The sequence below is a fragment of the Streptomyces specialis genome, assembly GCF_001493375.1.
In the GTDB taxonomy this organism is placed as follows: Bacteria; Actinomycetota; Actinomycetes; order Streptomycetales; family Streptomycetaceae; genus Streptomyces; species Streptomyces specialis.
Genome location: NZ_LN929763.1, coordinates 101,364 through 126,240, shown reverse-complemented (window position 1 = coordinate 126,240; position 24,877 = coordinate 101,364). Strand labels below are relative to the sequence as shown.

Below are 24,877 nucleotides of genomic sequence, written 5' to 3'. Positions count from 1 at the left end.
ACCGACCACGTCGCTACCGACGACGGTCATCTCGCGCCGACTCCAGGTGCCCACTGCGGCGATAAGTGGTGAACGAGGCTCCCGCACTGACTCCCCGGCGCCTGGGCCGGGGAATCATCGCTCATCCCTTGGGCGTGAACTGCACAACGTCGGGGAGCGAGGCTCGGGCGCACACACGGGCTCAGGTCGAGAATCCGTCCGTGCGGCGCGCGCTGCGGCACGCGGCGGACCTCGGCGCGACGTTCCTCGACACTTCCGACGTCCATGGGGGCGGACATGCCGAGCGCGTTCTTGGCCGACTGCTCAGGGAATATCCGGACGGCCGGTTCCAGCTCGGCAGCAAGGTGGGACATCTGAGGGGTTCCGCTCCCCACCCTTACGCGGGCCGCCGGATCCGTCATCAACTGGAGCAGAGCCTTGAGAATCTCCAGGTCGAGCGTCTTGACCTGTATACGCTCGAATCGTTCGACTTCGGGCCCGGCGACCGGTACCTCGGCGGGGCGATCGACCAGTTGCGCACCATGCGTGAGTTGGGCGTCGTCGGGGCGATCGGCATGCGCGGGCCGGACAGTGACGGCAACGCATCACCTGAGCGACGGGACGCCCTGGTCCGCCGTTTCCTGTTTCTTTTTCCTCTCATCAGGCCCGACGTGGTCTGGATGCGATTTAGCGCGCTGACGCCTGCCTTGTCCCTCGCGGGGGAGGATGTGGTGTCGTTCACGAGCCGCCAAGGGGCAGGGCTCGTTCTGGCGGCCCCACCGGCAAAGCACCTCCTCGCGGCGAGGACCGTCGCGGCTCCCCCGTCGCCGAGCAAGAGAGCGCTGCGATCCCCGTATACCGTCTCCTCCTCCGAACCGGGAAGACCGCAGCACCACAGAAGCGGGGGCAACCCCAGTACGCTGACACGACTGGCCCTCCGTGCGTGTGTGCAGCGGACGGAGCACAGCGTCGTAACGTGCAGCTTCGCGACAGCGGCCGAGGTCGAACGACTCTTCACCGCTCTCAGCGAGCCTCTCACCCATGCTGAACTCACCACCGTCGAGAAGCTTTACGCCGGTGCTCGCGGGGGCCACCGGCGGGATGTCCACGCGGCCGACGGGCCTCGGCAGCCGTGAGGCAGCATTCCCCGCCTCCATCCGACGCCGAGCCCAGGCTCACCGTCGATCAACCACCTGCTCAGTCGTCTGTGAAGCCCAGCAGTGGCACGTCGTACAGGTCCGGACTCACGCGGCGGGTCAGCTCGGGTCCGACGATCTCCACGACGACGAGCTCGTTGATGAACTGGACCTCCGCTCCGAGCAGATGACTGGTGCGCCCGTCGGCCGCCTCGCCCTTCAGACCGGCGCTCACGTGAATGTGCGGGGCCACGCGGCCGTTCTCCGGGTCCCAGGCCAGCGTCCCGGTGCCGAGAACCTCCAGGCATCGGACCTCCACCGATTCCCACAAAGGCGTCTCCGGGCTCTCCAGCGGCCCGCATGTACCGACAAGCCGGGCGGAGCGGAACCCGCCGAGGAAAAAGGGAAGGTATCCCGACCTGACACCGTGCTCGGTACAGAACTGCTGAAGTGAAAGGAAGAAGTCCTCCCCGTGGTCGAAGGCCACAACGAACTCTCGGCCCCTGGTCACCTGTGATGCGCGCACTCCGCTCCTCCGGCTCTCTCTCGATGGCTTACCGTCAGCAGCGGTCTTCGAAGCCGGCCACGACAGCCGCACGGTCGGCTCCGGAGTTCAGACGAGCGAGGAGCAGAAGGCGCGCCTTGTACGGATCCAGCATTCCGCCGCTGACGAGCCCGCGGGACAGGAGATCACTCTCGGATCCCTCGAAACCATACGTGGCGGACAGCACGGGCCCACCGGTCCGGGAGGTCAGAACGACGGGGATACGGCCTGCCAGTTCCTCCAACGGCTTGACCCAGCTCGCCGGAACATGGCCCGCCCCGAAGGCCGCGACCACCACTCCGTCGAGGCGCTGCTCCAGCCCCGCGAGCAGACTGCCGTCGCTCCCCAGGGCCGCCGCGATCACCTCGACGCGCGCCGACCATGTCCGCGCCGAGGGGACTGCCGGGAAGCGCCGGAGCGAGAAATGGAACCGGGGAGTCCCCTCGACCACACGACCGATGGGTCCTGCTCCCGGCGAGGCGAAGGCATTGGGGCTGATGCTGTCCGCTTTGCGGATGTGGCGCGCGGCGTGAATCTCGTCGGCCATGACCACGAGGGCCCCGAGGTCCCGGGCGGCGGGGCACACGGCAGTCCGTACCGCCGCGAGCAGGTTCGCGGGGCCGTCCGCGCCGGCGGACTCCGGGTGGCGCATGGCACCGGTCAGGACGACAGGCGCCCGGCCTTCGTAGTAGAGGTCCAGAACGAAGGCCGTTTCCTCCAGGGTGTCGGTGCCCTGTGTCACCACCATGCCTGCCACGCCCTCCGCCGCGGCCTCGTTGAGCCGCCGCGCAAGGCTCCCGATGTCGTCGTAGGTCAGCGAAGCTCCGGGCAACTGCCGGAAGTCCTCGACCTGGATCTCCGCCACGGGCTCCAGGGCCGGCACTGCGGCGACGAGGTCGGCCCCGGTCAGTCGCGGCCGTACGCCGCTCATCCCGGCGGAGGAGCGGGTCATCGCGATGGTGCCGCCGAGAGTCAGCACAAGGACCTTGCCGCGTTCCTGGGCAGTGGGAGGCACGGAGGACACCTTTCGGGGTTGGGCGGGGGACGCGGGCTTGAGAGCTCATCGGTCAGGGCCCAGGGAGCCGAGAAAGTGCAGAGCGTCGTCCACGGGTTCGACACTGAGCAACCGACTGCGCGGCCGGATCAGGCCCACGACTCCACAGTGTCCAAGGTCGCGGGCCCGCCGGACCAACCAGGGCCAGTCGAGAGCCAGATAATCGGCCAGTGACCGGAGTCGGCTCCCGGGATCGGCACCCGTCATCACGCTGTGGGCGTTCGCGTCACCGAACGCCTCCTGGTAGGCGCGCAGACTGAACTTGCTGGTTGTGGAGTCGACCTGCCACAGGGTCTCCGCTCCCGTCCGCACCCAGTTGGCCACCACGGCGCGCTCGCCGGGCACGAGGGCGACTCCATCGACCTCGGCGTACTCCGGCCGCGCCGTCACACGAACGCGGATACCCAGGAGTTCCATCAGCGTGACGGCCAGGAACAGCAGGATTCGCTCGTAGGCGCTGGTGCCGAGCACGAGCGCCTCCGGCACGCAGAAGGTTCGGGACAGCGGACTGGCCGGCCCGGCGAACCGTTCGGACAGCGCCCTCAAGTAGTCGGCCTTGTGCCGGAAGAACAACCATCCGGCGGCCTCCTCGCCCGTCTGTTCCCGCGTCCAGAATTGCGGGGGCCTGCCGACTCCCTCCAGCCGGCGCTGGACGTGGCGCGCGCAGAACGCCGAAGCGAGCCACGTGGCCCCGACGGAACTGAGGCTGGACTCGGCCGTCCTGCTGACGGCCGAACGCGGCAACGACAGGTAGGTGTCGAGGACTTGCCCTTCGTCGTGCAGGGCCTGATCGGCGGCGAGCAGGCCGTCATCGAGTTGTACTACGGCCCACAGGATGCCGTAGGTGAGATCGTCCAGAAGGTTGGCGGCGGGCAGGGACAACTCGCGTCCCTGCCCGGCCGGTAGCGACCTCGACAGGATGCGGCTGACGTTGGACGAGTCGATCACGTAGACGTCGAGGTCGTCCTCACGCTCTTCCACCCCCACGAGGAGCCCACGCCGCGCCGGCCTGACGAATCTCTCGACGGACTCGGCTTGTGGCGGGAGCACGCGGACACTGGAGCCATTTCGGACGGCTGGATGGAACTGCACTGCTGCGGTCGTACCGTCCAACACGTCTCCGCCCAGCAGTTCCCAGGAATCGGCAACGTCACCGGCCGCCGACAGGAAGAGGTTCGAGGTCGGCCATCGTTCACCGATCACGAGTGCGGCCCGGAGATGTCTGCGGTCGTGCGGGGTCGGACGGGCACTCATGACGTGGGGAGCCGGACTGAAAAGCTCGTCGGCGGAGAATCCCAGCAGTGCTTCGAGCACCCGACCCGTGTCCCTCCAGGGACGGCCGGTCCACTCACCCGAGAACCACCTGTTGAACGTCTTGCGGGCCACCGTGACATCGGCGAGGCGAGGATTCCTCGCCTGTTCGGCCAGCTCCCGGGCCTTGACCTCGAAGTGCTCGCAGAAGATTGCCCAGTCGTCCCAGCACCGCTCTTGCAGCAGGACTCGAAACAAGGTGGGGCGAGCCATCGCAACACCCTCCTGGGCTAGGCTAGGCACGGATGTCAGCCAGCGCGAACCAGCAGCGCTCAGCACGAACGGCAATCACTCGCGCACGTTTCGTGACCCTCGACAGCATGCCCCTCTCCCGCAAGCCGCGCAAGATGAAGGCGCAATTTGCGCGTTTGATTTGGTTGTGCGAGCCATGGGAGCCGTTCACACTGTCCCTATGCCGGAGTCGAACGAGACGCGCTGGTCGCTGGAGCGCATGGAAGTCGGTGGCCGCCTCCAGGAGTTGCGTACCCGGACGGGCCTGACTCTCAGCCAGGTGGCACGGCACCCTCTTCTTCGCGAGCGAGGGGTCAAGCTCGATGCCACCGCCCTGAGTCGTCTCGAGAACGGAAGGCGCAGCATCTCGCGCGAGACCGTCGACGCCCTTCTGGACAGCTACGAGGCCAGAGCGGAAGAACGGCAGGAGATCCTCGCCCTGTTGACGGTCGACGCAACACGACGCCGCCGACCGTCCCTGTGGCGCCGGCACGCGGCGGTCCTCAGCCCGATGCAGTTCGAGGGCTACCTCACGCTCGAACCACGCGCCTCACGTCTGCGCAATTACCAGCCGGCGCTCATCCAGGGGCTGCTCCAGACCCCGGACTACGCCCGCCATGTCATCGAGCGCATGCGGCCGGATCTGTCACCCGCCGACGTGCGCGGTCTGGTTGACGTGCGGATAGACAGACAACGCAAGGTCGAGGACGGCGCCCTCACCGAGTTCCGGGCCCTGATCGACGGGAGCTCCCTGCGACGCGTCATCGGCGGTGAAGCCGTGATGCGCGCTCAGCTCGAGCACTTGCTCGCCGCCTCCGAACAGCCTCGGAACACCATCCGGATCCTGCCGGAGACCGTCGGCTGCCACCCGGGCCTCGCCGGCCCGTTCGTGCTGATGAGCTTCCCCACGGTCACCCGCGAAGTGGTGTGGGTGGAGATCATGGACAGATCGGTCTACTTCGAGGAACCGGCCGAAGTGGACCGCTACGCCCAGGTGTTCCGCGACTTGTGGAACCGGGCCCTGGAGCCCGACGATACGCGGGCACACCTCAAGAAGCTGATCAAGGAGCCGTCCCAGTGACCACCGCCAAGCCGAACCCGTCCGCCCTCGACCTGTCGGGCATCACGTGGCGGACGTCCTCGTACAGCGGCGGCGGAGGCGATTGCGTACGGATCGGAGCGACGAACGGCTTCGTCCTGATCAGCGACTCCAAGAACCCCGAACTGCCGCCGCAGGTCTACACACCGGCCGAGATGCGCACGTTCCTCTCCGGTATCCGAACCGGCGCCTTCGACGCCACGCCCTGAACCACGACGGACGGCAGCGGCGGCCCTCCCGCACGCCACGGATGTTCTCGGCCTGAGCTGCCCAGCGGCCTGAGTTCGCGCGGCGGGTACATGTTCGAGGAGCTGGTCGCCCATCAGAAGGTGGCCTTCGGTCTGCGGCGAAGTGTGCGCCGCTCGGGGAGGTCGACCGTCCGCTGTTGGGCGGCGTTCCGCGCGCCGTGGAGGGCTACCGGGACACCGGCGCCCGGCACTGGGCCTTCCACGCGGCAGGGGCCAGGCGCATGTGGCGCTCGCGCGTGCGCATACCGGTGGATCCGGTAAGGGCGGCCGAAGCTGTACGCCCCTTCTCGACCTGCCCAAACGACCGCAGCGCCGACACCGTCGGCCCCGTGCAGCCGGTGCGGACTTCATCGATGAGGCGTCCCCTCAGCGATGCGGCGCTCGTGCGAGAAGGGCACCTCGTCCTCCGAGCCCCAGCACCCGTCATCGCGAAGGCCCTCGGCTACACGACAAGACCGCCACCCGGCTCATCAGCGAGGTCGGCGGAGCCTGGAGAAGATACGCACTTGGAGACCACACACGGTGACAAGACGCCCGCCAGCATCGAGGAAATCGACAGCGGCAATGATGACGGCCCGGATGGCAACCCCGCCTAGACGCTCATGTCGTAACGCACGCGCGCAGCGATCCGCCGCAGGTGGTTAGAGTGCCCGTTGACCAGCGGCTCCCGCCCCGGCGAGAGCGCGCAAGGATTCCCTGGCCGGGCCGAGCACTCAGGACAGTGGGCACCGCGTACCTTGTACCGCCAGTGGTGGAGCGGCGGCCACTTCGGGTCTTCCCGCTCGTCCCACTCCCACTCCTCGTCCATCTCGTTCCACCAGGGACCCTCATCCAGCGGCACCGCGCGCCGTACGCACTCCTGGTACCAAGCGTACGCATTCGCGTCATCGTCCGGGTAGGAGACGTTCAGCAGGTCGGCACCCTGCCATGTGTAGTGGAAGACGTAGTTCTTCTCGACTTTCTTGAGTAGCGCGGCGGTGACGTTCCAGGGCAACTCCATCGGCTCGACGACAGGATCACGGCCGAGTTGGGCGATCCACTTCCCGACTGGCCGGTCCTTCCGCGCCCGGTGGCCCGCGAGGCGCGTGCTCATCGGCGTCCTGGTCTCGCCGATGTACCGCACCGCCCATGGCTTCACGGGCTCTCTCAGCGCGTAGACCGTGCCGGTCCGCAGCACGGACTCGGCGGCCTTCATCGCCCGACACAACCGAGCAACCTCGACGTCCCTGACGCTCGACGAGTCCAAAGCGGCCAACAGTGTGGCGGCCTCCTGGTGCAGCCGGGCCACCGCAACTCGTACCTCGTCGAACGGGATGCGTATCTCCATACGGCGACCGTACCGATCAGAACTGACACCCGGGTTGTGCAAGCGCCACAAGAGCCCGATTCGCCTAACAGGCTTTCGGGGCAGCTGTACGGGCGTGGTGCCGACGCTCGTCCAGTCGCGATGCGCTGTCGAGCCCGGACCGGCAGCACACCCACTCTTTGCTCGACCGCTACCGCACCTGGGCTGTGTCCGGCGCGACGACAAGACCGCCGCCCGGCTCGTCAGCGAGGCCAGCGGAACCTGGAGCAGATACACACTTGGAGACCACACACGGCACAAGACGCCCGCCAGCATCGAGGAATATGCGATACCTCAACATGCGGTCTTACCAGTCCCGAGGCCGAAGAGGCTCGCGAGTTCACTTCTCGCGGGACCCGAGGATGGAGGGGCGTGTTCGGGTGGGTTAGGCCCTGGCTCCTTTACACCTCTGCCGCCGCCGACGGAGAGGCGAGCTGTGTTAGCCTCGCCACCATGATTGCGGCGCTGGTCTGGATAAGTATTACTGTGATCGATAGGACGTGTTGTAGGTAGGTGTTGGATGGACGGTACTTTTTGTTTTTTTTTCAAGCAGAAGACGGCATACGAGATGCTGCCTGTCTCGTGGGCTCGGAGATGGAGATAAGAGACAGGAGTGGGCTCACATCTCTGGGTGAGATGGCATGCCGTTATCAGGCGGATGAGATACGCCCGGAGGATCTGCCGATGATCGCTGCTGAGGCGCTCGCAGCCGGACTGGACACCCCGACATTGTGCGAGCTCGCCGGCTGGCCTCGCAACGCGGATGCCCGCGACATTCGCGACGCGTTCGAGCAAGCACTTGCCGAGTCCGGGATCGGGTTGCCTGATCGGGGCCTGGCACGGCGCCACGCTCTGCGCCGGATGGCGGCGAGGCTCATCGATGGAGAGATGACTCCCGTTGAGGTGGCGACGGACGATTGGTGGGAGACGGAGGTCGAGACCGCGGCGGAGCAATCGTTCGTGGCCCTGATCCCGCAGTGCGATTGCTGCATCGAGTACACCTTGGGCCTTGACCAGCAGACGTGGGCGGTCCAATTGCGGAACGCCGCCCTCGCCCTGACGTCATCTCCGCCGATCGGCCCCGGATGCTGACTCTGCCTCGCGTGTTCATCCTCAGCAAGTGGCTGTTCGGCGGCCTGGTGCAGCAGAGCCCGTGCGGAGTCCGCTTAGCGCATCGCGGTCTTCTCGTCGAGCCCGAACACTTCAGCGACGTGAAGCGGGTCGGGCCCGTGGGTCAGGGCCTCCTCGAGTTGGCGGTCGACGCGGAGCCGTTCCGCGTCGCGTCCTGGCCGCGCATCGCGGCGCTGATCCGATGGTCGCTGGCGCGGCTGGTCTTCGTGGCGGTCTGGTTGTTGATCAGTAGGTGGAGGTTCGCAATGTTCGGCCACCGGTTTCGCCGGTGCTCCAGCCAGTCCGGCAGCAGCCTCAGGGTGAGGTCGTCGAGCGGGCGGACGCGTCCGGCGATGGTCACCGGCGGTTTCCGAGGTCGATGTCGTCGAGCATGAGGTTGGCGATCTGGGCAGCCCGGGCGGCGTGGACCGCCGCGAAGGCGAGGATGAGCCGCGTCGCCGGGGTGGTAGCCACCGCGACGGAGCGATCGACCTGCTCGGAGACCAGCGGTTGCAGCACGGCGTACTCGTATTGCCCGACCTTGATCCGGCTGGCAGGGTTGCGGAGGATCAGTCCGTTCCGCTTAGCCCAGCTGAACAGCGAGTGCAGGGCGACGAGCTGGTCATGACGCTGGTGGCCGTGTACGGCGGCATCCCGGCGGCGCGGCGCTCGACCGGCAGGCGGCGGAATTGTGCCCAGGCGTCCGCCGGTGCGCGCCGGGCTGCCGGGGCCCGCACGTACTGCCGCGGTGTCGGCCCGCGGGATCCGGAGGCCGTCAGGCCGCGATGAGTTCGTCCGCGAGGAACTCCTCCACGAACTTCCGTGCCCGACGGTCGAAATCGGTGTACTGCGCCTCCCGCTCGGCGCCGGCGACCGCTTCGCCGACCAGCAGATTGCCCTCGGCGTCGATGCGCTGCGGTCGCTCCTCCGCGTCCAGGAGCAGACCTACGGTGGAGCGGGAGAAGCCGCAGTAGTACGCGATGCCGTCGCTCAGGTTGGCCTCGAGGACGGATTGCATCGACTCCGTGATGGGGTCGTCGGCGGTGGCGCCGGCCAGGGCCAGCCACAGCATGCGCTTGCCCGCCAGGCGGGGCTTGCTGCGGCCGTAGGCGAACCCGTAGTTCCATACGCGGTCGATCCATCCCTTGAGGACGGCGGGCACGCTCTGCCAGTACACCGGGAAGACGGCGACGATGACATCGGCGTCGAGGATCCGCCGCATGTGGGCGTGCGTCTCGTCCGAGTACCGCTTTTCCCGGTTGCCCCAGTCCGGCTGGTCCTCCACGTTCATCCGCGGGTCGAACCCCTCGGCGTGCAGGTCGAGCAGGTCGATGCGGTAACCGGCGGCCTCGAGCTGGGCAGCCGCGCGGCGGGCGGTGTGGGCGGTGAGGGAATCGCTGCGGTGGTGCGCGACGACCACGAGGGCTGTCCTGGTGTCACTGCTGTGCTTCGGCACGGTGTCTCCCGAGGGCTCGATCTGTGCAGTGAGTCCAGTACAACCGCCGCACCGTAGATGATCCATGGGAGAAACGCTCCAGGACATAGGAGATCGTCTACGATTGCGCTGTGGATCCTCTGAGTTCACTGCTGAGTGGCATCCGGGCCGAGGGCTCGGTCGTCAGCCACGCCGTCCTGACGGCGCCCTGGAGCATCACCTTCGCCGACGCCGCTCCGCTCACCATGGTCAGCGTGCTGCGCGGTGGCGGCATGCTGCTGCTGTCCGACGGCACCGAGCGGGCGATCGGCGCGGGCGACACGGCTGTCGTCCGGGGCCCCGCACGGTTCCGCCTCGTGGACGAGCCTGCCACTGTCCACCGCCCCCACACCGCTTACGAGATCAACTGCTTCACCGCGGACGCCGCGTGCACCGGCCAGGAACTCGACGGCATCCACTGGGGCACCGGCCCGGAGGGAGCGACCGCGCTGATCGTGGGCGCCTACCGCGCTTCGGGGCACCGCCACGAACGGCTCCTGCGCGCCCTGCCGCCCGTCCTGGTCATCGCCGAGGACGCCGAGGTCTGCGCCTGGCTGGAGAACTCCGCCGCCGACGCCGCCCGGCTCTCCGCCGGTTCGCAGGCGCTGATGGACCGGCTCCTCGACTGGGCTCTGGTCTGCACGCTGCGCACCTGGTTCGACCGGGCGGGCGCCGACGCGCCCGGCTGGTACCGCGGCCTCGCCGACCCGGTCCTCGCCCCCGCCCTGCACGCCTTCCACGGGCGGCCCGCCGAGAACTGGACGGTCGCGTCGCTGGCCGCTCACGCCGGCGTCTCCCGGGCACTGTTCGCCCGGCGCTTTACCGAGCTGATGGGCCGTCCGCCCCTCACCTACCTCACCGAGTGCCGCATGGACGACGCCGAGGCACTCCTGGCCGACACCGACCTCAGCATCGCCCAGATCGCCAAGGCCGTCGGCTACGCCGACGCCTTCGGCTTCAGCACCGCCTTCAAACGCCACAAGGGCCTCAGCCCCAGCACGTTCCGCACCACGGCGGCGCGAGTCACGGCACGCGGCCGGCCGTGAAGGCACGGCCCCACGCTCCGGACCGCGGCACGACACCGAGACGTCGTGCCGGAGCTCGGGCGTCGACGAGCCGGTGCAGCAGGGCGGCCGACGGTCGAGGGAGGTGAGACGGCTGTCGCCATCCGAGCCGGGGCCGGTGTAGTGCTCGGCGTCGTTGAGCAGGCCCACCATTTCCGCGACCAGCAGCCTGTCCGCCCGCTCGGCGGCAGTCACGAGGGGGTCCCGGCGAGCGCGGCCAGACGCTCCATCCTCGCGGGTCGGCAACAACATCAACCAGATCGCCCGCATCCACAACTGCACTTCTCGGGCCCTGCCAGCACGAAGTCGTCCCGGCTCAGCTCCGCGCGGAGCCTGTCTTCGGCGATGTCGGCGTGTGCGGTGACAGCTCGACGACGACTGAGGGCCACGATCTCAAGGATGAGGCCGTGGCCCGGCTCTCTCCGCTCAAGGAGCGGCATGTCAACTTTCCGGGCCGCTGTCCGTTCGACATCGTGGCCAGCGGGGCAGGCAGTGGCCTGCGCCCACTGCGTGACCCGGACGCGGCCGAGGACGCGGACGACGGAGAGTACGACCGGACCGGGAGCCGTCCCGCGTACGCACCCGCTGAATCCGCGTGCCTGGGGCGGTCGTTGAGCTGACAGGCCTTGCACGAAGCGGGACGCTTCGGCGCCCGGTGCTCGCTGGTCACCGGCGCGGATTGGACTTTCGGCAGTGGCCGGACGGCGCCCGGTGTCCGTACCGTCACCTCCGTGGACAGCACAATGATCAACCGTGTGACCGCGACCGGAGCCGCTGTCTCACGGCGGGCGCTTGCTCCTGGAACCATTCTCACGGCGGTGACCACGGTGGCCGCCGGTCTGAGCGTGATGAACCTGTGGTGGGCTGTCCCTACTGCCATCGCCGCGTTCCTGGCGGGACGACGGCCTGGACGGACGGCGCAGACCGCGCTCGCCCTGGTCGCGATTCTCGCGGCCGGTGTGGTGGCCTTTTCCGTCGTTCCCTCTTGGCTCCCTCTGGCCGGCCGGTTCGTGGCGGTGGTGGTCGCCGCCACGATGCTGCCCTGGTTCGCGGGCCGGTTCTGGTGCCAGTACCAGCAGCTTGTCCGGGCCGGGTGGGAGCGCGCCGAGCAGCTGCAACGCGAGCAGCGATTGATCGCTGATCAAGCCCGGCTGCGCGAGCGGGCACGTATCGCCCAGGACATGCACGACGTACTCGGCCATGACCTCAGCCTGATCGCGCTGTCGGCGGGCGCGCTCAAACTCGCGCCGGACCTCGCAGACCACCATCGGAAGGCCGCGGGGGACATCCGGGCCAGGGCCGCGGCCGCGGTGGAGCGTCTCGGCGAGGTGATCGGTGTCCTGCGGGAGGAGACCGACACAACGCCAGTGGCCGCCGAGATCTCCAGCCTCACGAGTCTGACCTCCGAGGCTTCCGCGGCCGGTCTCACGGTGGAGTTGCGCATCGACGGCGAGGCGGACGACGTGCCGCCCGTGGTCGAACGGGCGGCACACCGGGTCGTGCAGGAAGCTTTGACCAACGTCGCCAAGCACGCGTTCGGCGCCGCCACGACTGTCCATGTGAGACATGGGCCGACGGAGACACAGGTCGTCGTGGAGAACGGCCCGCCGTCGTCCGCGGCCGACCAGCAGTCCCGGCCTCTTGGCGGAGGGCGTGGCCTTGTCGGTCTCGAAGAACATATGCGGTTGACCGGCGGTTCGTTCGGCCATGGCCCGCGCGACGGAGGCTACGCGGTCGTCGCGCGTATCCCGCACACACCCTCGCCGCCGCCACCACTGCTTCCGCCCTCAGCCTCTCGCGGGGATGAGTTGCCGCGGGAACATCGCCGCGCTCGGCGCCGGGTCGGCCGGGCCCTGGTCGCCGCGGTCATGGTGCCCCTCGTGACGGGAGCTTTGCTGAGCGCAGCTCTCACGGGCTGGGAAATGATGTCGGCGTCACGGTCGGTCCTGGACCCACGCGACTATGCGCGCCTGCATGTGGGGCAAGATCGTTCCGAGGTGGAGCGTTTCCTGCCGGACCGGCAGACGCACTATCGACCGCTGACTGCCGAGCCGACGGGAGACGGCACAACGTGCGAGTACTACGCGATGACGGCCGACCGGTTCGACGACCGGTCCGGCGACGCCTACCAGCTCTGTTTCCGGAACGACATCCTGGTATCCCTGGACACGATCACCCCGTGAGCGCTCGATGATCCGGGTACTGATCGCCGACGACGAGCCGATGATCCGCGCAGGGGTACGCGCCGTTCTCGCCACGGATCCGGACATCGACGTCATCGCCGAGGCCGTCGACGGGCACGACGCCGTGGAACTGGTCCAACGGCATCGTCCCTCGGTGGCCGTACTCGATATCCGCATGCCGGGAATCAACGGCATCGACGCCGCCGCGGAAATCCGCAGCACAGTGCCGGCCACGAACATCATCATGCTGACGACCTTCGGCGAGGACGACTACATCCTCAAGGCACTCGGCGGTGGTGCGGCAGGCTTCCTGATCAAGTCGGGGGAACCCGAGGAACTGATCACCGGAATCCGTGCGGTGGCCGAAGGCGCCGCCTACCTGTCACCGAAAGTCGCTGCCCGGGTCGTCGCGCACCTCGCCGCTACGGGCGCGGGCACCCTGGCCGGTCGGCGCTCCACCGCCCGCCACCGGGTCGCCGCCCTCACCGCCCGGGAAAGAGAGGTACTGGCTTTTCTCGGGAGCGGCCTGTCCAACGGGCAGATCGCCCGGCGGCTCCATGTGGTGGAGGGAACGGTCAAAGCCCATGTCAGTTCCATTCTGGCGAGGCTCGGCGTCGACAACCGGGCCGCTGCCGCGGTGGTGGCCCACGAGGCCGGAATCATTCCGCCTCAGCCTTCCCAGCCGTGATGCCGCCCTTTGGGCAAGGGGCATGAACGCGAGCAGCACCGCGGCCACGACAGTGCCGCCGAGCGTCGCGCCGGCGAGCACATCGTGCGGGTAATGAACGCCCACCAGCACACGCAGCAGCGCGGCAGCTCCGGCCAACGGCAGCGTGATCGCGGCGAGGCGGGGCCGCAGCACGGCGAGACCGACGGCCAGGCCGGCGGCCAGGGTGGCGTGGTTGCTCGGGAACGACCAGTCCCCCGCTCCGGGGCATTCCGCGACGGTTTCGGCGCCTGCGCGTAACGCACGGCAAGGACGCTCCTCGTCCACGACGAGCTTCAGCGCTTCGCTCACCGCATAGGCCGCGACGGTGCCCAGACCGGTCAGGACGGATCCGGCGACCTCCCGTGTGTCTTTGCTGCGGATCGCCGTCCACCACATCCAGATCAGCAACGCTCCGAGGATCACCAAAGCGCCCTCGGTGGCCACTTCCAGAAGAGGGCCCAGCCACGATGGCGCATCCGCCACCGCCCCAGTCACCGACCGGTACGCGGACGCCGAAGCTCCACCCGTGACCTCGACAGCACCGGCCTCGCCCAGCCCACCTGGGGACAGCCAAGTGACAACTCCTGCTCCCACGCCCAGGACGGCCAACGCGCCGAGCGGCCGACCGGCTCGGACTTTCATTCGCGGTTCTCGTTCCATGAAGCCCGAACGTAGAAGCAGGGAACACCCGGGAGCCCGAGCCGAACGGCAGCACCGGACCTCGACGATCGTCGGGGTTGACAGCCACAGGCACCGTCGTTCCGCGTCCTCCGCACGAGAAGCGACTTCGCCCGCCCGGGAACCGCGGTCAATATCCTCAGTTCCCCGGCGATCGGGATCCCCCGCCTGGACCAGGCGTAACCACGGCGGGGCGTCCACCCAGGGGTCGTTCGCGCCGATCAGGTGGTCGGAGGGCCGGGCCGGCGACCAGCATGGGGGCCAGGCGCTCGGGCGGAGTCCCGGGGTCGGGCGGTCAGGCGGCGCGGTCGGTTCGTGTCCGCGCGGGGCGCTGGTCGGTGATCGTGGGTCAGCCGAACAGGGTGGAACCGAGCGGGCGTCGCGGGTCGTAGCCGGGGAGGATCAGGAAGGTCGCGCTGGCGGTCGTGGTGGTGAAGGGCAGCAGCGCGTCGGAGGTGTCCATGCGGGTGAGCGTGGCCGTGAAGGGCCGCAGGGCGTTCTGGAAGCTGATGAAGAGCAGGCCGGGGGCGGGGGCGTCGATGCTGTAGGAGCGGCGGAGCATATGGCCGACGCCGACCACGGTGGGGTTCGCCCTGCGTACGTGGGCGTCCACGGGGACGAGATAGCGCCCGTCGGGTGTCTTGGCGCTGAGTCCGGGGGCCGAGTCGACGCTGCCGCCGGAGAGGGGTACGCCGCTGGCCCGGCGCCGCCCGAAGACCGCCTCCTGCTCGGCGACGGATAGGGCGGCGAAGCGTGTCAGGTCGATCTCCATCCGCCGCAGCACGGCCAGGGTGCCGCCGACGACCGCGGCGGGGCCGGCCAGCCACAGGTCACGTTCCTGCTCGGCGGTGGTGTGCGGGCCCACGATGCCGTCGATGAAACCGAGCAGGTTGCGCGGTGCGGAGCGGTCCTCGGTCACGGGCACCTCCGTGCCGCGGCGTCCGGACTGGCGCCAGCGCTCCTGGATACGGTCGCCGGCCTGGTCCAGGAGCGCGGCGGCGACGACCGGCAGGAGCAGGGCGTCGCCGGCGCAGATCTGGATCAGCAGATCACCGCCGCGTTCCCGCGAGGCGACACGCTCGCGGGAGAACCGCGGGAGGTCGGCCGCGCCGGGCAGGGTGGCACCGGCCGTCCGTACCAGGCGTGGACCCACGCCGACCGTCACGGTCAGATCGCCCGGGGACAGGCCCAGCAGGCGTGGGTCGGACCCGGCGGTGAGGGTCTGGATGGTCTCGCCGAGTTCGGCCAGTAACGGGCCGGGCGTCACCGTGGCGCCGAGGTCGGCCACCAGGGCCAGCAGGTGCGGCTGGGCCGACCGGGGAAGCGTCACGCCCGCCTGATGCCGGCCCGTCACCGCGACCTGCGTGGGCGCGGCCGGCGCGGAAGGGGCGGGATCGCCGGACCCGTCGGACCGGACGGAGTCCCCTGAGCACACGGCGAGGAGACCGGTGGCCACCGTGGCACCTGTGACATCGAGGAACGCCCGGCGTGACGGGGGACGGTCGGCGCGGCGCATGCTGCGTACAATGCCACACCCGGCCTTGAGGCTGCCGCTCAACCAGTTTACGGGGCACGGGAGTTCGACGTTCCGGCGGGATGACGCCGTGCGAGACTGGGATCATGTCTCGATTGGCTCTTCGCGTGATGGCGGCTGCCCTGGGCGCATCGGCGCTGGTGACCGGCTGTGGCGGCGGTGGCGACGACGGCTCGGTCGAGGGGCGGCGGCCGGACGGCGCGGAGGTGACGATCCGGGTGCCCGCCGACGCGCCGACGATCTCGGACGCGGTGTCCCTGGCCCGGCCCGGTGACCTGGTCCTGGTGGCGCCGGGCGTGTACCACGAGTCGGTGCTGATCGACACGGAGCGCGTCACCCTGCGGGGAGAGTCCCGGGCGGAGGTGGTCATCGACGGGCAGGTGCGGCAGCCGAACGGTGTGGTCGTCACGGCGCCGGGGGTGGCCGTGGAGAACCTGACCGTGCGGAACAACACGCACAACGGGGTGCTGGTCACCGGTTCGGCGGCGGCGGTCGCCGGACTGCCGGGGAGCGGTGGCTACGACACCGGCGACGAACCTGTCAGCCTCCTGGACTCGTTCCTGGTGTCGCATGTGACCGCGACCCGTAACGGCCTGTACGGCATCTACGCGTTCTCCGCGCAGAACGGTGTCATCGAGCACTCCTACGCCTCGGGCGGGGCGGACTCGGGGATCTACGTCGGCCAGTGCGGGCCGTGCCGGATCGTGGTGCGGGACAACGTCTCGGAACTCAACGCGGTCGGTTTCGAGGCCACCAACGCCAGTGGTGACATGTATGTGGTCGGCAACCGTCTGGTCGGCAACCGTGTCGGACTGACCATCAACTCCGACCACCAGGAGAAGCTGCTCCCGCAGCGCGACGCCGTCATCGCGGGCAACCTGATCGCGGACAACCAGCAGCCGCAGACCCCCGAACAGGCCGAAGGCGGCTGGGGCATCGGCATCGGCGTCGACGGCGGCAGCGACAACCAGTTCCTCCGCAACCGGGTCACCGGCAACACCAACGCCGGGCTCGTGATCACCGCGACCGCCGACCTGACGGCGGACCGCAACCGGATCACGGACAACACCTTCACCGACAACGGCGTCGACATCGGCTGGACGTTCCCCACCGCCACCCGGGGACAGGGCAACTGCCTGGAGGGGAACGAGCTGCGGACGACCGTGCCCGCGGATCTCGCGTCCACCGCGTCCTGCCCCATCGCTGACACCTCCCCCACGCCCTCCGGCAGTTGGAGCGGCCCGGCGGCGCCCGCGGGCATCCCCTTCACCGACGTGGCCGCGCCCGGCCCGCAGCCGGAGTTCCCCGGGGCCGCCACGACCGGCGCCACCGTCGTGCCGGACGTTCCCGAGCTGCCGGTCATCGCGGACATCGCGCTGCCGTCGCCGTCACTGCTCGCCGACGGCGCGCGGGTACAGGTTTCCTGAGCGGCGGCTACGGCGTCGGGGTGGCTCCGGGCAGCGGCTGGACGGGGACATACGTCTGGGTGTCGAAGTCGAGCACCACCGGCTCGGGCGCCGAGGCGACAGCGACCTCGACCCGGTACATGGTGCCGTCCGAGCCGATCCAGTACCGCACGGTCTGCGACGTACCGGTGTCGGCACGCGGCCCGTTCATGATGTCCGTCGAATGGCCGCGCACCTCCTCCCGCCCGGCCCAGGTGGCGCCGTTCTGCGGCAGCAGCGCGGCGTTGTCCGGCCGGTCGCTGCCGAGGTCGAGCACGATGGCCAGCGCGGTGTCCAGGGTCATGCCGGACGTCAGCAGCGGACGGCTGTGCCAGCCGGACGCGGGCGGCGACGCCGGGGCGACGGCCGGGGGGTCCGCCATGGGGTGAACGAGGACGGTGGTGGCCGTCCACCAGATCAACCCGTCGCTGGACGCGTCGCGCCCGGTCCCCCGCACCACCCCGTAACCGGTGTGGGTGCGGTAGTCCACTGACGCGGTGATGACCAGCCCACCGTCGACGTTCGGCACGTTGATGGTCACCGCCCGGCCGCCGGCCTGGTAGTTGAGGAATCGCGTGACCGCCAGCCGGTTCACTTCGTCCGAGGTCAACGCCCGCGGGGCGGCGGGGCCATCGCCGCCGAGGAGGACCACGGCGCTCGTCGCGGCGACCGCGACGCAGACGACGGCTGCCGCTGCCCAACGTAATCGTGGCCACCGGCGACGCCGCTCGCTGTCGGTGCCCCGCGCGCTGCCGCTCCGCGACGTGACGGCCCGTGCCCTGACGTCCCGGACTCCACTGCTCCATATGCGCCGCACGCGGCGCGAGCATAACAGTTCTCACCGGGGAACTTCCGAACTTTGCGGTCGGCCGGACATGACGGCTCGTCAACCACTACGCTACGCGCGGAAGTTGCTGGGTTTGCGTTGGCTCAGGGGCGAAGGGAGAGCTGTGCGATTAGGTTTACTGCTACGGATGGGGGTGACCGGCGTGCTCCTGGCGGGGAGCGGCGCCGGCATGATCCTGACCGGCGCCGGGCAGGCCGGAGCCGCGGCGCCTGACGGCACCCTGACCGTCGAGGTACTGCGGGACTTCTTCGGCACCGGCGTGATCAACGCGACCATGGATGTGCCCCAGCGGGGAATCCAGGTCGATGTCACCGACCTCGCGGGCAACCGTGTCACCGGTGTCACGGATGCCACGGGAAGGGTCGTCGTGCCGCCGTCGAGCGAGCTGACCGGCGGCCGGTACCGGGTCGACGTCACCATCCCGGAACCGTACGGGGACTATCTGCGGGCGGCGCCCGCCTCGACCGCGCCGGATCACTTCGACAGCTTCACCACGTTCGTGGACGTCTCCGACGGCAAGGACGACTCGGTGACCACCGGGGTCTGGAACCCGGCCGACTACGCACTGCCCGACTCCCGTTACTTCGTGCCGGTCCAGAGCGGCGCGGGCGGGACGGACACCCGGGCACTGGTGGCGTTCGGAACGGACGCCCGGGGCATCTGTCCCGAGCAGGAGGCGTGCCCGGAGGTCCTCAACACGCAGGACCAGGTGGGCACGACCTACGGGCTGGCGTACGACCGGTACCGCGACCAACTGTTCCAGGCCGCGTTCGCCCGGCGGTACACCGAGTACGGGCCGGAGGGCGGTGGCGCGATCTACGTCCAGCCGGCCGACGGCGGTACCCCGACGCTGTTCGCGACGGTGCCGGACGCCACGGAGACACCGCACGACACCGGCAACCTGATCAAGGACGCCGGGTTCACCGACGCGCCGGGCAAGGAGAGCATCGGCGGCCTGGCCCTGTCGGAGGACGGCTCGACCCTGTACGCGGTGAACCTGCTCACCCGTAGCCTGGTCAGCTTCGACGCGACCGGGCCCACGGCCTCGGCGCCCGAGGAGACCGTGCCGATCCCCGACCCGGGCTGCGCGGCGGCCGGGGACTGGCGTCCGTTCAGTGTGGCCGCCCACGACGGCAGTCTGTATGTCGGAGGCGTGTGCAGCGCCGAGAGCACACAGGACCGTGCGGATCTGAAGGCCGTCGTCGCCACCTATGACGGCGAGGAGTTCACCACCGTGCTGTCCCAGCCGCTGGACTTCGAGCGCGGCGAAGTGTTCACCAACAACTCCGGCCGCGACCAGGTCAACCACTGGAACCCGTGGAACACCGACCTGGCGGACTGGGACTCCTTCCAGGTGGGCGGGGCGATGATCAATCCGCAGCCGGAGCTGGCCAGTATGGCCTTCACCCGCGACGGCTCGCTGATCCTCGGCTTCCGTGACCGGTTCATGGATGTCGTGAGCTGGGGCGGGCTGGACCCGAGGCCGGGCAACGACACGCCGCAGAACGGGATGTCCGGCGGCGACATCAACATGGCCTGCGCCAGGCCCGACGGCGGGTACGACTGGGAAGGCACCGGGATCTGCCCCGACCACGCCACGGACCCGACCCTCGACGGGGTCCAGCCCGGCAGCGTCGTCGAGTACTTCCCGGGTGACTTCTTCCCGAACGGCGGCTCCGCGACCCAGTCCGGGCCGCACCAGGAGTCCGCCCTGGGATCGGTCGCCTACATCCCGCAGCAGCAGTGGGTCGTCAGCACCCAGATGGACCCGGCCGGCCGGGTCGTCACCAGCGGAACCGGCTACTACGACGTCGCCACCGGCCTCGGCCCCGGCAACGACCCGGTCCACAACGCGTACGAGTTCGTCGGCCCGAACCAGAACGGGTTCGGCAAGGCCGGCGGCCTCGGCGACATCGCGTACGCCGCCGCGAACGCGCCGATCCAGATCGGCAACGTGGTCTGGTACGACGGTGACCGCAACGGCCTCCAGGACCCGGGGCACGTACTGCTGCCGGGCGCGACGATCAACCTCCTGGACGCCGATGGGGAACAGGTCGCCACGACCACGACCGATGCCAACGGTGAGTACTACTTCGGCGGCGTCGGCGCGGACTACGAGCTGACCCCGGGCGCCGAGTACACCGTGCAGTTCGATGTCTGCACGGCGGATACCAGCGGGGTGCCGGGCCAGCCGGCCGCCACCGACCTGCGGTTCACCCTGCCGCGCGCCGGTGACGACCCGGTCCATGACTCCAATGTGACCCCGCCGACCTCCGGCCCGCTCTGCAACGGCTACGCCCCGGTCACCGCGCCGGACGCACCGGGAGAGGTCGATCACACGATCGACGCCGGCGTCCACATCCCGGAGCCGGAATCCCCGACACCGACACCGACCCCCACACCCACTCCCACACCCACGTCGCCCGAATCCCCGACACCGACACCGCCCCCGGCGCAGCCGACGAGCCCGGCCCCCAACACCCCGGCACCGGCCGGACGGTCCCCGGGCGGCGGCCTCGCCGAAACCGGTATGTCCGGCCTCGGAGGCGTCATCGCCCTCACCGCCGTGCTGCTCGGCGCGGGCACGACAGCGGTCTTCATCACCCGTCAGCGGCGCGCACGACACCGCTGACACCGGAAACCCCCGGCGGGCCGGTGCGCCGCACCGGCCCGCCGGCCTGACCGGCGCGATCACCCGGTGGCGTGGCGCTCATCGGCGGCGGATCGCGAGCGGCAGGACGGCGGTCCGTAGCGGGTGGCGATCGCGACGGCGCGGTCGCGCAGGGCGTCGCGCAGCCACCGCGGGGACAGGGCTTCCGCGTGCGTGGCGAGCTGCCACAGCGCCCATTCGGCGTGGCGCGGGTCCTGGAAGGTCACCTCCAGCCGCAGCCGGCCGTCCGCGTCGGCGTGTTCGGCGCGGACGGCCAGCGCGGTGCCCACCAGTTCCTCCCGGCGCGCCGGGTCGATCCGTACGAGCACGGTGACCTGGTCGCCGCCGGTCCGGAACCGCGTGCCGCGTTCCTGCCAGGCCCGGTCCAGGTCGACCCGGTCCGGCCGCTGTGCGGGTTCGGCGAGTTCCTCGGCGGCCAGGACTCGGGACAGCCGGTAGGTGCGGTCTTCGCCGGACCTCGTGGCCAGCAAGTAGCCCTGGTCGCGCACGGTGACCAGGCCGATCGGGTCCACCGTGCGCCACGCCGGGGAACGGCCCACGGCCGCGTAGTGGATGCGCAGCCTGTGTCCGGCGAACACCGCGCGGCGGATCTCGGTCATGACGGCGTCGGGCACCTCCTCGGCGACCAGCCGGCGCGAGAGGAGGTCGGTCTCCGGGTCGATGAGCAGGCGTTCGGCGACGCCGGCCGCGGCGGCCCGTTGGCTTTCGGGCAGCGCGTCCCCCCCCTTGAGCATCGCCGAGGCGAGCGCCGAGCCGAGGCCGAACGCCTGCGCGCCGCGCCGTGATCCGGCGACCAGCAGGGCGAGTGCCTCGTCGTGGTTCAGCCCGGTGAGTTCGGTCCGGAAGCCGGGCAGCAGCGCGAAACCGCCGTGCCGGCCGCGTTCTGCGTAGACCGGGACACCGGCCGCGGACAGCGCGTCCATGTCGCGCAGCACGGTGCGGGTGGACACCTCCAGCTCGCGGGCCAGCGCGGTCGCGGACAGCCGGCCGTGCTGTCGCAGCAGCAGCACCAGCGATACCAACCGGTCGGCGCGCATGGGAAAACCCTACCGGCATACGTGACACAGGGTGTCGTGTATGGGTTGGGAGGCTTCCACCACGACGTCGGCGCCGGGCGGCTGCCGGGCCGGGGACGTACGTCACTGTCGTTGGATCGAATGGAGCTGGTGCGGCTATGGAGCGTACGACGGTCAACCCGTGGACGTGGTCGGTGGGGCTGGGGTACAGCCAGGGCGAGGTCGTCTCCGGGCCCGCCCGGACCCTGTACTGCGCCGGGCAGACCGCGATGGGCGGCGACGGTGAGCCTCTGCACGCCGGTGACATGGCGGCGCAGGTGGCGCTGAGCCTCGACAATCTGGAGGCCGTTCTCGGCGAGGCCGGCATGTCCCTCGCGCATCTCGTCCGGCTCAGCGTCTACACCACCGACGTCGATCTGCTCTTCCGGCACTACGGCGTGCTGGCGTCGCGGCTGGGCGCGGCCGGGGTGGCGCCGACCATGACGATGCTCGGCGTGACACGGCTGGCGATCCCGACGCTGATGGTCGAACTCGAGGGAACCGCCGTCGCGTGACCCCAAGGCCCGCCGCCCGGACCGCGCGTCGCGAACCGGCGCGGCCACGGGGGGAAGGGGGGGGGGGGCGCTGCTAAACATCCGGCCGGGCCGGCGGAGGCCCGTGGGGGCACGGTGGGGTCAGTCGTCCTGGGGGCGGGCGGCCACCAGGGCGGATACCGCCGCTGTCAGGGACGGGACCTGGGCGAGGGCGTCGGTGATCATGTCGATGCGGCGGCGCAGCCTGCCGCGCTCGGCAGCGGGATCGGCGAGGAGAGCCTGAAGGTCGTCCAGGGCCTCCAACGCGTCGACGCGGTCGGCGGGCGGTACGGCGTCCCACGCCCGCACCAGCTCCGCCCGCAGGGCGGCGACCGCCTCGGCCAGCCGCGCGTTCGCGGGGACGCGCGACGGGACGGAGGCGGTGACGGGGCCGATGTTGACGTTGTTCGACGCGCCGACCAGTCCGGCGAAGTACCGCGCCCCGAAGGACTTCTCACTGCTCACTTGCGACTTCTCCCTGGCTGGGCACGATCGGGGGGACGGCGACGTTCAGCGGCGCGGGCATCACCGGCGCGGACGGCTCTCCCGGCACCGGCGCGTCGCCCAGCGCGTTGCGGACGCCGGGGATCTGGCCGAGCTGGGCGAGCAGCGCGGGCGCGGTGGCGCCCACCGTGATCGCCGCGTAGCCGCCGTTGATCTGGCCGCTGCCGCCGAACGCCATGGCGACGGCCGCCCCCAGCGTGAGCCGGGTCGCGGCGATGGCCAGGACCGGGCCGATGTCGATGTAGCTGGTGAAGCCCGGCGGGTTCCGCCGGACACGACCGGTGGGCGTCCGGCGGGCCGTCTGCCACTCACCGAGCCGGTTGAACAGCGCGACCACCTAGATCAGACCGCCCCCGCACGCTCCGAGGAGCGCGTACTGCCACAGCTCCACGGAAAGCCCCCCTTGCCCGTGCCCCGGCCGCGAGGCCGTCCGGCGCCCGCCCCGCGAAGGCCAACACGCCCTCGGCCTCGGGTAGTTCATCTCACACAACGGGACGGACGGCAAGGCTGACGAGCGACCGCGGTGCGCGCGACGCCGCGAGGGGCCGGTGAGCGGCGAATCCGAACTGATACCGCGTTCGGCATTGTCGAACGTGAGTCGTCATTGTAGCGTCCCGCCTGTTCGCTCATCACGAGCGGAGCCGCCGTGGGCCGCCCCCCGGCGCTCGCCACGAAACGAGGGAGTTCCCCATGCGATGCCGGCTCCATCGCCGCAGGCTCCGGCCCGGGCCGGGGGCCGTCGTGTCCGGGTCCCTCGCCCGGAAGCCGACCGTCGGCGACCGGTTCGCCGTCGCCGGCCGCGCGATGGGCGGCGGGGCGTTACGCGCCCCCTGCCCGCACCACGTCTGAGCGGAAGCCGCGAAGCCCGCCCCACGCGTGCGCGGGCCGCGCCGAAGACCGCCTCAGCCGTGGCGTTCCCCGCCCTTGGCGGAGGACCCGACCGGCTGTCGCGAAGGGGGCGGCGGCGGCCACGGTGAGCCATTCCCGTGTCCCTGGTGTCACCGCTGCCGCCGCCGCCCTCCCCTGCCCTGCCCTCACCTCCTCCGTACGCAAGGAGCTGTCCGTGGACTTCGAACTGATGAGGCTTCTCGCCTCCATAGGCGGCGGCATGCTCGGCGCCGCGGTCGGAGCCGTCCCGGCGTTCGTCCTGGTCGGTTTCCTGGCCGCGGGCACGTTCGCCTACAACGTCGCGACGGGCAACGATCCGGCCGCCGCCCCGCTGAGCGATCTGGTGCCCTTCGGCCCCCTGCTCAGCCCGCACATCGCCTTCGCCGGCGGCGTCGCCGCCGCCGCCTACGCCGGGCGGCGCGGTCTGCTGCCCTCCGGCAAGGACGCGGCCGTGCCGCTGGCCGGTCTCGACGCGCCGGCGGTGCTCTTCGTCGGCGGCGCGTTCGGCGGCCTGGGTTACGCGCTTCAGTGGCTGTTCACCGAGTACTCGCCCACGGTCGACGGGAACATCCTGCTCACGCCCGTGGTCACCGCGATCGTCGCCAGCAACGTCGCCGCGCGGCTGATCTTCGGCCGCTCCGGCCTGTTCGGCACGGTGCCCCCGGGCGAGTCCCGCTGGGTCCCGACCGAGACGGCGAACTGGATTCCCTGGCAGTCCCGGCCCGCCCAGGTGCTCACGATCGGCCTCGCGTTCGCGCTCCCCGTCGCCTATGTCACCGACCGGGTGCCCGCGCTCGGCTTCGACCTCCCGCTGGCCCTGACCGCCGCCATGCTCGTCTTCCTGGTGCTGGGCCACAAGGTGCCGGTCGCCCATCACATCGCGCTGTCCGCCGTCATCGGCGTGACCGTCCTGGGCGGTCCCGGCTGGGGCATCGCCCTGGGCGTCTTCGCCGCGTTCCTCGGCGAGCTGGCCGCCTGCCTGCTGGTCTACCGCGGCGACACCGTCATCGACCCGCCCTCGGTCGCCCTCCTCGGCACCTGGGTGCTGGCCGTGCTCCTCGCGCCCGCCCTTCCGGACGATCCGGGCACCGTCTGGCCCACCGTCGGCGTGGTGGCCCTCACCGGACTCGGCTTCGCCGCCACGTGGGCGCTGAAACGCCGCACTTCGACCACGACGCGCCCCGCCGCCGCCTGACTCCCGCCACCGAACCCGCCGTCCCCTCCCGCGAACCTCC

24 protein-coding genes and 1 pseudogene are annotated in these 24,877 nt (G+C 70.3%); 12 read left to right on the top strand and 13 right to left on the bottom strand.

The annotated features are described in order from the left end of the window. Positions 1–65 precede the first annotated feature (65 nt). Entirely contained in the window at positions 66–1,115 is a 1,050-nt protein-coding gene (locus BN2279_RS04265) for an aldo/keto reductase (RefSeq protein ID WP_324612811.1), read from the top strand. A gap of 61 nt (positions 1,116–1,176) precedes the next feature. Here BN2279_RS04265 and BN2279_RS04260 read toward each other — a convergent pair whose 3' ends face one another. Genes BN2279_RS04260 through BN2279_RS04250 form a run of 3 tightly spaced genes read right to left on the bottom strand, consistent with a single transcriptional unit; the run spans position 1,177 to position 4,237 of the window. Further along, positions 1,177–1,641 carry a PPC domain-containing DNA-binding protein gene (locus tag BN2279_RS04260; protein ID WP_059006563.1) on the bottom strand — a complete coding sequence of 155 codons (465 nt, stop codon included), beginning with the start codon at positions 1,639–1,641 and terminating at the stop codon, positions 1,177–1,179. 34 nt (positions 1,642–1,675) lie between these two features. Further along, positions 1,676–2,674, bottom strand: coding sequence for an asparaginase (locus BN2279_RS04255; RefSeq protein WP_059006561.1), 999 nt, complete (start codon positions 2,672–2,674; stop codon positions 1,676–1,678). Between the two features lie 45 nt (positions 2,675–2,719). Further along, on the bottom strand, positions 2,720–4,237 hold the full coding sequence (locus BN2279_RS04250; protein ID WP_059006558.1) for a hypothetical protein: 1,518 nt from the start codon (positions 4,235–4,237) through the stop codon (positions 2,720–2,722). A 199-nt stretch (positions 4,238–4,436) separates the two neighbouring features. Here BN2279_RS04250 and BN2279_RS04245 point away from each other — a divergent pair, with 199 nt between their 5' ends. Beyond that, a complete protein-coding gene (locus tag BN2279_RS04245; protein WP_059006556.1) occupies positions 4,437–5,336 on the top strand; it encodes a helix-turn-helix domain-containing protein in 900 nt (299 codons plus the stop codon). Next, the gene (locus BN2279_RS04240; RefSeq protein ID WP_059006554.1) at positions 5,333–5,563 is read left to right on the top strand and encodes a DUF397 domain-containing protein; all 231 of its coding nucleotides are present in this window, start codon (positions 5,333–5,335) and stop codon (positions 5,561–5,563) included. Before BN2279_RS04245 ends, BN2279_RS04240 begins: the two co-directional genes overlap by 4 nt. A gap of 631 nt (positions 5,564–6,194) precedes the next feature. Here BN2279_RS04240 and BN2279_RS04235 read toward each other — a convergent pair. After that, positions 6,195–6,929: a hypothetical protein gene (locus BN2279_RS04235; protein ID WP_059006552.1), complete on the bottom strand. Its 735-nt coding sequence runs from the start codon at positions 6,927–6,929 to the stop codon at positions 6,195–6,197. 702 nt (positions 6,930–7,631) lie between these two features. Here BN2279_RS04235 and BN2279_RS04230 point away from each other — a divergent pair. Further along, the gene (locus BN2279_RS04230; RefSeq protein ID WP_159037046.1) at positions 7,632–8,039 is read left to right on the top strand and encodes a hypothetical protein; all 408 of its coding nucleotides are present in this window, start codon (positions 7,632–7,634) and stop codon (positions 8,037–8,039) included. Positions 8,040–8,181: 142 nt separating this feature from the next. Here the strand turns inward: BN2279_RS04230 and BN2279_RS30200 are convergent, their stop codons facing one another. From BN2279_RS30200 to BN2279_RS04215, 3 genes are all read right to left on the bottom strand, one after another. After that, positions 8,182–8,418 carry a hypothetical protein gene (locus BN2279_RS30200; protein ID WP_234347419.1) on the bottom strand — a complete coding sequence of 79 codons (237 nt, stop codon included), beginning with the start codon at positions 8,416–8,418 and terminating at the stop codon, positions 8,182–8,184. Then, positions 8,415–8,576, bottom strand: a complete 162-nt coding sequence (locus BN2279_RS30195) for a hypothetical protein (RefSeq protein WP_234347417.1) — start codon at positions 8,574–8,576, stop codon at positions 8,415–8,417. Before BN2279_RS30195 ends, BN2279_RS30200 begins: the two co-directional genes overlap by 4 nt. 256 nt (positions 8,577–8,832) lie before the next feature. After that, the gene (locus BN2279_RS04215; protein WP_059006545.1) at positions 8,833–9,513 is read right to left on the bottom strand and encodes an NAD(P)H oxidoreductase; all 681 of its coding nucleotides are present in this window, start codon (positions 9,511–9,513) and stop codon (positions 8,833–8,835) included. 110 nt (positions 9,514–9,623) lie between these two features. Between BN2279_RS04215 and BN2279_RS04210 the strand changes: the two genes are divergently transcribed. The 4 genes from BN2279_RS04210 (at position 9,624) to BN2279_RS04195 (ending at position 13,466) form a co-directional block, all read left to right on the top strand. Continuing rightward, on the top strand, positions 9,624–10,577 hold the full coding sequence (locus BN2279_RS04210; protein ID WP_059006543.1) for an AraC family transcriptional regulator: 954 nt from the start codon (positions 9,624–9,626) through the stop codon (positions 10,575–10,577). Positions 10,578–10,731: 154 nt separating this feature from the next. Further along, positions 10,732–10,959, top strand: coding sequence for a plasmid mobilization relaxosome protein MobC (gene mobC / locus BN2279_RS31360; RefSeq protein WP_199827625.1), 228 nt, complete (start codon positions 10,732–10,734; stop codon positions 10,957–10,959). Between the two features lie 379 nt (positions 10,960–11,338). Then, positions 11,339–12,778: a sensor histidine kinase gene (locus BN2279_RS04200; RefSeq protein ID WP_079031818.1), complete on the top strand. Its 1,440-nt coding sequence runs from the start codon at positions 11,339–11,341 to the stop codon at positions 12,776–12,778. 7 nt (positions 12,779–12,785) lie between these two features. Beyond that, the gene (locus BN2279_RS04195) at positions 12,786–13,466 is read left to right on the top strand and encodes a response regulator (RefSeq protein WP_059006538.1); all 681 of its coding nucleotides are present in this window, start codon (positions 12,786–12,788) and stop codon (positions 13,464–13,466) included. Here BN2279_RS04195 and BN2279_RS31665 read toward each other — a convergent pair. Together BN2279_RS31665 and BN2279_RS04185 are read right to left on the bottom strand one after the other, a co-directional pair. Beyond that, positions 13,434–14,147, bottom strand: a pseudogene (locus BN2279_RS31665) (phosphatase PAP2 family protein); the annotation flags it as partial. The gene BN2279_RS04195 and the pseudogene BN2279_RS31665 overlap by 33 nt on opposite strands. Before the next feature lie 367 nt (positions 14,148–14,514). Beyond that, positions 14,515–15,681: a Dyp-type peroxidase gene (locus BN2279_RS04185; RefSeq protein ID WP_059006535.1), complete on the bottom strand. Its 1,167-nt coding sequence runs from the start codon at positions 15,679–15,681 to the stop codon at positions 14,515–14,517. A 104-nt stretch (positions 15,682–15,785) separates the two neighbouring features. On the opposite strand from BN2279_RS04185, the gene BN2279_RS04180 reads away from it, so the two are divergent. Further along, positions 15,786–17,126: a right-handed parallel beta-helix repeat-containing protein gene (locus BN2279_RS04180; protein ID WP_059006533.1), complete on the top strand. Its 1,341-nt coding sequence runs from the start codon at positions 15,786–15,788 to the stop codon at positions 17,124–17,126. Positions 17,127–17,133: 7 nt separating this feature from the next. On the opposite strand, the gene BN2279_RS04175 is transcribed toward BN2279_RS04180, so the two are convergent. Further along, on the bottom strand, positions 17,134–17,796 hold the full coding sequence (locus BN2279_RS04175; RefSeq protein ID WP_059006531.1) for a hypothetical protein: 663 nt from the start codon (positions 17,794–17,796) through the stop codon (positions 17,134–17,136). A 322-nt stretch (positions 17,797–18,118) separates the two neighbouring features. On the opposite strand from BN2279_RS04175, the gene BN2279_RS04170 reads away from it, so the two are divergent. Beyond that, complete coding sequence (locus tag BN2279_RS04170; RefSeq protein WP_059006528.1) at positions 18,119–20,623, top strand: SdrD B-like domain-containing protein; 2,505 nt, start codon at positions 18,119–18,121, stop codon at positions 20,621–20,623. A gap of 59 nt (positions 20,624–20,682) precedes the next feature. On the opposite strand, the gene BN2279_RS04165 is transcribed toward BN2279_RS04170, so the two are convergent. After that, a complete protein-coding gene (locus tag BN2279_RS04165; RefSeq protein WP_059006527.1) occupies positions 20,683–21,699 on the bottom strand; it encodes a helix-turn-helix transcriptional regulator in 1,017 nt (338 codons plus the stop codon). 137 nt (positions 21,700–21,836) lie between these two features. Between BN2279_RS04165 and BN2279_RS04160 the strand changes: the two genes are divergently transcribed. Continuing rightward, positions 21,837–22,232 (top strand): RidA family protein, encoded by a 396-nt coding sequence (locus tag BN2279_RS04160; protein WP_059006525.1) that lies wholly within the window; start codon positions 21,837–21,839, stop codon positions 22,230–22,232. Positions 22,233–22,352: 120 nt separating this feature from the next. Here the strand turns inward: BN2279_RS04160 and BN2279_RS04155 are convergent, their stop codons facing one another. Together BN2279_RS04155 and BN2279_RS04150 are read right to left on the bottom strand one after the other, a co-directional pair. Further along, entirely contained in the window at positions 22,353–22,715 is a 363-nt protein-coding gene (locus BN2279_RS04155) for a hypothetical protein (protein ID WP_059006523.1), read from the bottom strand. Next, entirely contained in the window at positions 22,705–23,091 is a 387-nt protein-coding gene (locus BN2279_RS04150) for a hypothetical protein (protein WP_059006520.1), read from the bottom strand. The genes BN2279_RS04155 and BN2279_RS04150 overlap by 11 nt, the downstream gene beginning before the upstream one ends. Positions 23,092–23,817: 726 nt before the next feature. Here BN2279_RS04150 and BN2279_RS04145 point away from each other — a divergent pair. After that, positions 23,818–24,837 carry a DUF7973 family transport facilitator gene (locus BN2279_RS04145; protein WP_059006519.1) on the top strand — a complete coding sequence of 340 codons (1,020 nt, stop codon included), beginning with the start codon at positions 23,818–23,820 and terminating at the stop codon, positions 24,835–24,837. The last annotated feature ends 40 nt before the right edge of the window (positions 24,838–24,877 follow it).